This window comes from Ruegeria sp. BHSB064 (genome assembly GCF_059613205.1).
Map to the genome: position 1 here is coordinate 1 of NZ_JBXWSB010000247.1, position 1,315 is coordinate 1,315.

1 protein-coding gene is annotated in these 1,315 nt (G+C 62.8%); it reads right to left on the bottom strand.

Annotated elements, in window-relative coordinates:
- Positions 1-72 precede the first annotated feature (72 nt).
- On the bottom strand, positions 73-1,315 hold a 1,243-nt coding region (locus tag AC2FNU_RS24720; protein ID WP_496794276.1), incomplete at its 5' end, for an aminomethyl-transferring glycine dehydrogenase.

Genomic DNA, 1,315 nt, shown 5'->3' on the forward strand with positions numbered 1-1,315 from the left:
GCGCCTGATCGGAACGTTTGTTTCCGATTGGCGAAAACCCCGCCATTGATTTGGCGGGGTTTTGTTTTGGGTTTACTCGGCTGCGTCGAGGTATTCTTCCATTGGGGGGCATGTGCAGACGAGGTTTCTGTCTCCGTATGCGTTGTCGACGCGGTTGACGGGAGACCAGTATTTGTCGACGCCCATGGAGCCCGGAGGGAAGCAGGCCTGTTCGCGGGTGTAGGGGCGGTCCCAGTCGCCGACCAGATCGCGCACCGTGTGGGGGGCGTTTTTCAGCGGGTTGTTCTCCGCATCGATCTTGCCGTCGATGATGTCCTGCGCTTCCGAGCGGATGGACAGCATGGCATCGCAGAAGCGGTCCAGTTCGGCCTGCGGCTCGGATTCCGTGGGTTCCACCATCAGGGTACCCGCCACCGGCCAGGACATGGTCGGCGCGTGGAAGCCTGAATCGACCAGACGTTTGGCGATGTCGTCGACGCTGACATGCGCGGCCTCGTCCAGCGGACGGGTGTCGAGGATGCATTCATGCGCCACACGACCCGTTTCCGAGGTGTAGAGGATCGGATAAGCATCCTTGAGCCGCGCCGCGATGTAGTTGGCGTTCAGGATCGCCACTTTGGTCGCCTGCGTCAGACCCGCGCCGCCCATCAGCAGCACATAAGCCCAGCTGACCGGCAGGATCGACGGAGAGCCGAAGGGCGCTGCCGAGACCGGACCCACAGCGGTGCCGTATTCCGGGTGGCCCGGCAGGTGCTCTTCCAGATGCGCCTTGACGCCGATCGGACCCATGCCGGGGCCGCCACCGCCATGCGGGATGCAGAAGGTCTTGTGCAGGTTCAGGTGGCTGACATCGCCGCCAATGTCACCCGGACGCGACAGACCCACCATGGCGTTCATGTTGGCCCCGTCGATATAGACCTGACCGCCATGGTCATGGGTGATCTGGCAGACCTCCTGCACGGTGGTCTCGAACACGCCATGGGTCGACGGGTAGGTGATCATGCAGGCGGCCAGGTTGTCCGAATGCTTTTCCGCCTTGGCGCGGAAATCGTTCAGGTCGATATTGCCGTTCTCATCCGCCAGAACCGGCACAACCTGCCAGCCCACCATCTGGGCCGAGGCCGGGTTGGTGCCATGGGCCGAGGTCGGGATCAGGCAGACATTGCGCTGACCCTGCCCACGGGCGAAGTGGTAGTTGCGGATGGTCAGCAGGCCCGCATATTCGCCCTGCGCGCCTGAGTTGGGCTGCTGGGAGATCGCGTCATAACCGGTGATCTGGCACAGCTTGTCGTTCAGGTCGGCAATCATCTCGTGA